The sequence below is a fragment of the Thalassospira profundimaris genome, from assembly GCF_003326755.1.
Taxonomy (GTDB): domain Bacteria; phylum Pseudomonadota; class Alphaproteobacteria; order Rhodospirillales; family Thalassospiraceae; genus Thalassospira; species Thalassospira profundimaris_B.
The window spans coordinates 16,403-23,680 of record NZ_JPWH01000034.1 but is presented as its reverse complement, the minus strand read 5'-3'; the positions used below and the strand labels follow the sequence as shown (position 1 = coordinate 23,680).

Genomic DNA, 7,278 nt, shown 5'->3' with positions numbered 1-7,278 from the left:
ATTGCCGTATAGACAACGCGACGCTTACGTCACCGCGCAGATCCTATAGATACCCAGCTTTCTGGAAAAAGAAAAACAGCTGGGACATCTTGTTAGAAAAATTCATCTTTTACGGCGATAAACCGGGCAAATGGACCACTCTTTCGACACATGATGTTATTTCCCGACCATCAACGTGAATGCGGCAGACCACCGCACCTGCCCCGCCATGCAACTGTTCAGCCAATCTGATGCAACCAGTCTTCACATTCGCGCCCGGCCTCCCGCGAGAATGGCTGCACGTCCTGATCATATCCCGCCTGACTATTGCGCAATTCGCGCGGCGTCATACCAAACCGACACCGAAAGGCACGGCTGAAATCATTGGCGTGGCTAAAACCGTTTTTGCGCGCAATCACGGCAATTTGCGTATCGGAGTGCGCCAGCAAATCCCGCATCGCCTTTTTCAGCCGCTGTTCACGCAGAAAGTGACGCACCCCGCCTTCTTCCTGGAACAGGCGGTATATTGCACTGCGTGAAATACCGCAGGCATCACAAATCTGGTTCACATCAAGATCGGGATTATCGAGATTTTGCCGAATAAAGGACCGAATACGAAAATCGGCGAGATCCTCGTTTGCTGATGCCTCCGCCTTGCGACCAATTGGTTCAAAACTGTTCAGACAGGATGCCACCATCGCGGCGACAGCAGGCATCAAGCCATCACTGTCCACGCTGTCAAGCAACGGCAAATTGCGATTCAGCAAAATCAAATATTCCGCCAGCATCCGCACAATCGGCAAGGATGAAGGCAAAACCCGAATAGTGTGCTGATCAGGATGGTTCAACAAAGGCGCAATATAGTGGCGCGGAATAATCAGCGTCAGATGCCTTAAATCCGTGGCCTGCGATTTGAGCTCGCAAGCAAGATCAAATACCAGAATGTCTCCCGCACGCACAACATGTTGCCCGGAGCGGTCTTCCCAGGCCGCAGCCCCATTCAGAAACAGTTGAATCATGAAATGATCCAGCCCGTCGCGTGCAATTTCAAGGGGACGCCGCTGCCAGAATTGCGCCACAGCAGTGACATCCGACAAAATCAGATCACCGGCGCAAACGGAGCCAACCCTGCCATTAAAACGGCGTGGATCACGCGTCTCGCGCACCGCATCGACGTCAAAAACGCAGGAGACCGTCTCGCGCCAGACATCATAACGCAGGCGTTCTTCAATACGGGCGGTATCGAAGAATGCTCTCCTGATCGCATCAACGGGCATGAATTCCTTCCCTCACAACTGTTTTACCTAAACAGAATGATCAGTCCGAACTGATTCCACCCCTCTACTTGAGAAGTATTATTATTTCAGTTCATTTTTTGTACCATTTTCACCAAACGGGTACCAGACAAACAAAGAAACCCATACTTGCAAATTATCAAACCTATCCTAAAGTAGTGAATTCCAAATAAAAATAAGCCAGGTTTATTAATGTCGACAGACATTCCGCAAGAATTAAGGAAGATCAATCTGCACTACTATTGAGAGAACCTGAAAAATTTGCACCACCCGAAAGATAAAACTCGGATTTGGTAAAGTTCCTGATCTTTGCGATAGGAAATTGACAAGGCACAATCACCATTTCATTGAAAAAGACTACAACCATAGGCACCCACTGCCCATCGGCAAATACACGCCAAATCATACGACATTTGCGCCAGCAAGCAGGCCTTGCCGATCGCCTGTTTGCTGGCAAAGAAACAACAGCCTTTACATCCCGGTAGAAATTCATCCACCACCGACATTTCCCGGATGTTCGCGGGAAATAGGGCACATGAAACTATTTTCCGGTTATCCCGCGCAAAATGTGCGATCCATCGCCTTTAAAACGCCGTATCGATCGTCACGCCAAGCTTGCGCAGCCAGTTTTCATATTCGGGGCCCGTCTTGCGCGAGGATACATACCTGCCTGTGTCATGGTCCATCCGGCTGCTTCGCAATTCACGTGGCGTCATACCAAATCGGCGCCGAAAGGCACGGCTGAAATCATTGGCGTGGCTAAATCCGTTTTCACGCGCGATCACGGCAATTTGCGTATCGGATTGCGCCAGCAAATCCCGCATTGCCTTGTCCAGACGTTGCTCGCGCAGAAAATGACGCACCCCACCCTCCTCCTGAAACAGGCGATAGAGGGCACTGCGCGAAATCCCGCAGGCGTCACAAATCCGGTTCACATCAAGATCCGGATTACCCAGATTTTGCCGGATAAAAGACCGGATACGAAAATTGACCAGGTCATCGTTTGTTGATGCGCCCGCATTACGGCCAACTGGCCCAAAACTGTTGAGGCAGGATGCCACCATCGCGGTCACGGCGGGCATCAGATCGTTGCCGTCCACTTTGTCGATCAGTGGTAAATTGCGGTTCAGCAACATGATATATTCTGCCAGCATCTGTACGATTGGCATCGAGGCCGGCAAGATGCGCATGTTATGCTGATCGGGATGATTTAACAAAGGCACAATATGATGACGCGGAATAATCAGCGTCAGATGCCGCAGATCCGTCGTCACCGATTGCATTTCGCGCGCCAGGTCAAACACCAGAATGTCTCCGGCACGCGCAGTATGCTGCCCATAACGGTCTTCCCAGGCGGCACTCCCCTCCAGAAAAAGCTGAAACATGAAGTGATCCAGCCCGTCCCGCGCAATTTCTACCGCACGGCGCTGCCAGAATTGCGCCACACTGCGCATGTCCGACAACATCAAATCACCAACACGAAGAGCATTAATCGTCACGTTGAAGCGGCGCGGATCACGGTTCTCGCGCGGCGCATCAACGTCAAAAACGCAGGAAATGCTCTCGCGCCAGACATCATAACGCAGTCTTTCTTCGATACGGGACGTATCAAAGACTGATTTTTCGATCACATGTGTGGGCATGGATCCCTTCCATCACTACTGTTTTACCTAAACAGAATGATCAGTCCCAACTTTCTTTCCCTCTACCTGAGGGATATTTTTTATCGTGTGAAGGTCCAAGCGGCATCAGGAACAAACACCCCCCGTCAGACACCCTGACAAATATGCAAACCATTTTTGCCCATCATCAGGATACCGAACCGAGAAGGGATCTTCCCTATCCAATCAGTTAAGCTTCACGACAGTTGAACCCACTATATCAGGTCGACATTTGGATAGCCAGCCATCTGAAAAAGAAAAACACTTTGGATCATAAAGTTAAGAAACATACGTTTTCCGCCATTTTTTAGCAAAAATCTTGTCCGTCAGGAGCCTGATGTTTGTTGCCGGTCCGACAATCGGGTATACCGCATCCGCGCTATACAATCGAGCTTTCTACTGAAAAGATGTTGCTTGCGAGATGGAAAACCGGATCTTCGCATTAGCAAAACAATTAAAGTGATCAGACCGCTTTGATCATGCTGCCAGAAGGTGAAACATGACCGAGATGGGCCATATTGCCAATCTGGCGCAGCCACAATTCATATTCCCGGTTCGCAGCACTCGACATTGTTTCCCGTTGCGCTTTATAGGCCACATGGGCAGCGCGCAATTCCCGGGGCGTCATCCCAAAACGCCGACGAAAAGCGCGGCTAAAATCATTTGCATGGGTAAAACCATTTCGGGCGGCAATAATGGCAATCTGTTGATCCGGATAAGCCAGCAGCTCGCGCATTGCCCTGTTCAGGCGCTGCTCGCGCAGGAAATAACGCACCCCGCCCTCTTCCCGAAACAAGCGATAAAGAGCACTTCGCGAAATACCACATTCATCGCAAATCCGGTTCACATCCAGATCTTCCTTTCCGATATTGTTTTCGATGAAAGTGCGAATACGAAAATCCGTTAAATTCTCGCTCAGGGCGACTTTGTCATTCACACCACCTGGTCCAACCATATTCAGGCACGCCGCCACCATTGAAACGACTGTCGGAAACAGGTCTACCCCTGTAATATCGTCCATCGCTGACAGGTTGCGATTTAACAGAACGATATAGTCAGCCAGCATTCGCGCCAGTGGCAATGACGACGGTAAAAGCTGCATATGATGGTGATCGGGATGATCCAGCAAGGGTATCAACCGGGAGCGGGGAATGATAACCGAAACATGCCTAAAATCGCTGGTCTGGCTTTGCATCTCGCAGGCAAGGTCAAAGACGACCATGTCGCCAGCCCGGGCGATATGTTCTCCGTAGCGGTTTTTCCATGTCATGCTACCATCAAGAAATAGCTGTATCATGAAATGGTCCAGGCCATCGCGCACAATTTCAACGGGCCTTCTTTGCCACAACTGGGCAACTGTACTGGTTTCCGCCATCACCAGATTGCCGACCCGCAACGACTTGATGACAGCATTGAAGGTCCCTGGATCACGGCTTTCACGCGGACCGTCCACATTAAAGATACAAGAGATACTTTCGCGCCAGACATCATAACGCAGCCTTTCTTCAATACCTTGTGTATCAAAGACAGACTTTTCAATAACAAGTGGGGACATCGGCCAGTTCCACTAAAACTGTTTTACCTAAACAGCGTGATCAACCCGGTTTTTCTGCCTCTTTACCTGAGGGGCTGTTCAGCAGACCGGTTTTGGTATCATTTTAAAAACAAATCTGCCAGCCAAAGCTATGGCACATATCGCCCCCTATACTTCAAACGTAGACAATTACCCCAATGGCTATGAACTAATGGTATAAAAGGTCGCCAAACCTTCACCCTGCAAAAACTGGCCGATATGCCAGCAGTGCGACCGTTTTCGAGTTTTGGGGTTAAACTAAAAACGACATGGCCCTTTAAACCACCGGGCAGATTGGCGGCACGGCCTATCGTATCGAAAGTGAACGCCTGGCTGCGGATGGCACAAAGCTGTCGCTGGGTCTGGGCCTTGCCAGCAGCGACAGCCTTGATTTCCGGTTGCAATATGATGGTGAATTGCGTTCCGGCTATCAGGCGCAAACCGCCACCTTCCGCACAACCTGGCATTTCTAGGCACCGATGAAACATAAAGGCGGTGGATGTTTGGGCATCCATCGCCTTTTTTATTGTCATCTCGCCAGCATGACCGACATCACACCAGAAGCCCGGTTTCACAGCGGGTGCAAAACTGATAAAAACCAAAAAATACATTGCGAAACAGGCACCGGATCGCCCGTGCCCAGCGTGGGAAAAAACGATGGCCTCTACAGATCAAACGGGTTCAAACGACGAACAGCTTACCATCCCCCAGGCCATTGAACGCGCCTATGCCCACTGGAATGCCGGCCAGGCACAACAGGCGGAAATACTGGCCCGTCGCGTTCTTGATGTTTCGCCCCAACAAATTGAATGTTTTCATTTGCTGGGTCTGATTGCGCACGCCTATCAACAACCCGCTCTGGCGCTGGATTACATGCGCAAGGCCTGCCAGCCGGATTATGCACCGGGCGTTTATCTGGCAAATCGCGCCGAAATTTGCCGCCAGCAGGGTTATTTGGCCGAGGCAGAGGCCGCCGCGCGCAAGGCCGTTACCAAAGCACCGGATTATGTGGGGGGATGGAATAATCTGGGTATTATCCTGCAGGAAGAAAACAAACTTGCCGAGGCCGTTTCGTGCCTGGAAAAGGTCGTTGACCTGGAACCGGAAAACCCGGAAGCCCGCAATAATCTGGCCAATACGCTGCTGTTAAGCGGGCGATATGACGATGCCCTTACGCATTACCAGACCGCGCTTGACCTGCATCCCAATTATGCCGAGGCACATAGTAATCTGGCCCATTTGCTGACACGACAGGGCCACTATGACGCGGCGGACAGCCATCTGCGCGAGGCGCTGGAGATCAATCCACAACTGATTGATGCCTATACCAATTTTGTTGACCTGGAGCTTAAGCGCAACAATTCCGGCGCAGCGATGCGCCGTCTGGACAGTCTGCTTCATTTTGCGCCGGACCACCCGTCTGCCCTGATTGCGCGCGCCAAGCTTCTGCGGGGCCGGGGTGCGCTTGACCCCGCGCTGAAATCCATCACGCGTGCTATTGAAATAGCCCCGCATCTGGCCGCTGCACATAACGCCCTGGGCGAAATTTTGCATGAACAGGACAAAATTGACGATGCCCTGACCGCCTATCGCAAGGCCGCAACCCTGCCGGGGCGCGAGCAGGAACAGGCGCAATTGAACGTCGCCCGGCTTTATATGATTCGCGGGAAAAAGCAGCAGGCGGTCGCCGCCTTGCGCGACATTCTGGCCCGCAACCCGCGCTGTCTTGCCGCCTGGAATGACCTTGCCGACCTTAAATCCTTCCGGTCCAGGGATGCCGATTATAAGGCCCTGTTGGCCCTGAAGGCGCAATATGAAAAGGGCGAATTCAGCCTGTCGGTTGACGACGAGATGATGCTGTATTTTCTGCTGGGCAAGGTTCACCTGGATACCGGTGCCTCCAAAACGGCGTTTGACCATCTGACCCGTGCCAACCAGATGAAACGCAAAACATTCCAGTTTGACGTGGATAAAACCCGCGACTGGATGCGCCATATTGCTGCGACCATGACAGAGGACTGGCTGCAAAACCATGCCGGTCAGGGGAATACATCGCAAATGCCGGTTTTCATTGTTGGCATGCCGCGCTCTGGCACCACCCTGACCGAACAAATACTGGGTGCGCATCCCGATATTTTTCCGGCCGGGGAGCTTACGAAACTGCAAAACATCATAGAGGAAGCTGGCCCCTACCCGCAATTTGTTGCCAGTTCAAGCCCGGCCCGGCTCGCCGAAATGGCAGAAAATTATCTGACAATGGCGCAGGAAAATGCCGGAACCTGCCGCTATCATGTTGATAAAATGCCTGCCAATTTCCTCTATGTCGGGCTGATCCATGCGATGTTTCCGAATGCCAAAATCATTCATTGCCGTCGCGACCCGATTGATACCTGCCTGTCCTGCTATAGCAAACTGTTCACGGCAGAACAGTTGTTTTGCTATGACCTGGAAGAGCTGGGCGCGTTTTATCTGGCCTATCAGGAATTAATGGCACATTGGCGCAGCATTTTACCACCCGAAAACTTCATCGAAATCGATTACGAAAAGACCGTCGCCGACCTGGAAGGACAAGCCCGCCGCCTGACCGATTTTATCGGCCTGCCCTGGAATGCGGCCTGCCTTGAATTTTACACATCAGCCCGCAGCATCCGAACTGCCAGCGTTAACCAGGTGCGCGAACCGATTTACACAACCGCCATCGGCCGCTGGCAAAAACACGCCAGGCAGTTAAAACCGCTAACGGATATTCTACTGGCCGAAAAATAGGCCG

6 protein-coding genes are annotated in these 7,278 nt (G+C 51.6%); 1 reads left to right on the top strand and 5 read right to left on the bottom strand.

Annotation, left to right across the window (positions count from 1 at the left end):
• Positions 1-218: 218 nt before the first annotated feature.
• The 5 genes from TH25_RS22835 to TH25_RS22820 all read right to left on the bottom strand — a co-directional run bounded on the left by TH25_RS22835 (position 219) and on the right by TH25_RS22820 (position 5,119).
• Positions 219-1,256, bottom strand: a complete 1,038-nt coding sequence (locus TH25_RS22835) for a helix-turn-helix domain-containing protein (protein ID WP_114090574.1) — start codon at positions 1,254-1,256, stop codon at positions 219-221.
• 244 nt (positions 1,257-1,500) lie between these two features.
• On the bottom strand, positions 1,501-1,767 hold the full coding sequence (locus TH25_RS24810) for a hypothetical protein (protein ID WP_147253077.1): 267 nt from the start codon (positions 1,765-1,767) through the stop codon (positions 1,501-1,503).
• A gap of 91 nt (positions 1,768-1,858) precedes the next feature.
• The gene (locus tag TH25_RS22830) at positions 1,859-2,917 is read right to left on the bottom strand and encodes a helix-turn-helix domain-containing protein (RefSeq protein WP_114090573.1); all 1,059 of its coding nucleotides are present in this window, start codon (positions 2,915-2,917) and stop codon (positions 1,859-1,861) included.
• A 481-nt stretch (positions 2,918-3,398) separates the two neighbouring features.
• Positions 3,399-4,490: a helix-turn-helix domain-containing protein gene (locus TH25_RS22825; protein WP_114090572.1), complete on the bottom strand. Its 1,092-nt coding sequence runs from the start codon at positions 4,488-4,490 to the stop codon at positions 3,399-3,401.
• Positions 4,491-4,618: 128 nt separating this feature from the next.
• Positions 4,619-5,119, bottom strand: coding sequence for a hypothetical protein (locus TH25_RS22820; protein ID WP_114090571.1), 501 nt, complete (start codon positions 5,117-5,119; stop codon positions 4,619-4,621).
• 46 nt (positions 5,120-5,165) lie between these two features.
• Between TH25_RS22820 and TH25_RS22815 the strand changes: the two genes are divergently transcribed.
• Positions 5,166-7,274: a tetratricopeptide repeat-containing sulfotransferase family protein gene (locus tag TH25_RS22815; RefSeq protein WP_114090570.1), complete on the top strand. Its 2,109-nt coding sequence runs from the start codon at positions 5,166-5,168 to the stop codon at positions 7,272-7,274.
• Positions 7,275-7,278 lie beyond the last annotated feature (4 nt).

Coding starts and splice junctions, on each gene's coding strand:
- TH25_RS22835 (WP_114090574.1), bottom strand. CDS start 1,256: ATGCCCGTTGATGCGATCAGGAGAGCATTCTTCGATACCGCCCGTATT.
- TH25_RS24810 (WP_147253077.1), bottom strand. CDS start 1,767: ATGAATTTCTACCGGGATGTAAAGGCTGTTGTTTCTTTGCCAGCAAAC.
- TH25_RS22830 (WP_114090573.1), bottom strand. CDS start 2,917: ATGCCCACACATGTGATCGAAAAATCAGTCTTTGATACGTCCCGTATC.
- TH25_RS22825 (WP_114090572.1), bottom strand. CDS start 4,490: ATGTCCCCACTTGTTATTGAAAAGTCTGTCTTTGATACACAAGGTATT.
- TH25_RS22820 (WP_114090571.1), bottom strand. CDS start 5,119: ATGTATTTTTTGGTTTTTATCAGTTTTGCACCCGCTGTGAAACCGGGC.
- TH25_RS22815 (WP_114090570.1), top strand. CDS start 5,166: ATGGCCTCTACAGATCAAACGGGTTCAAACGACGAACAGCTTACCATC.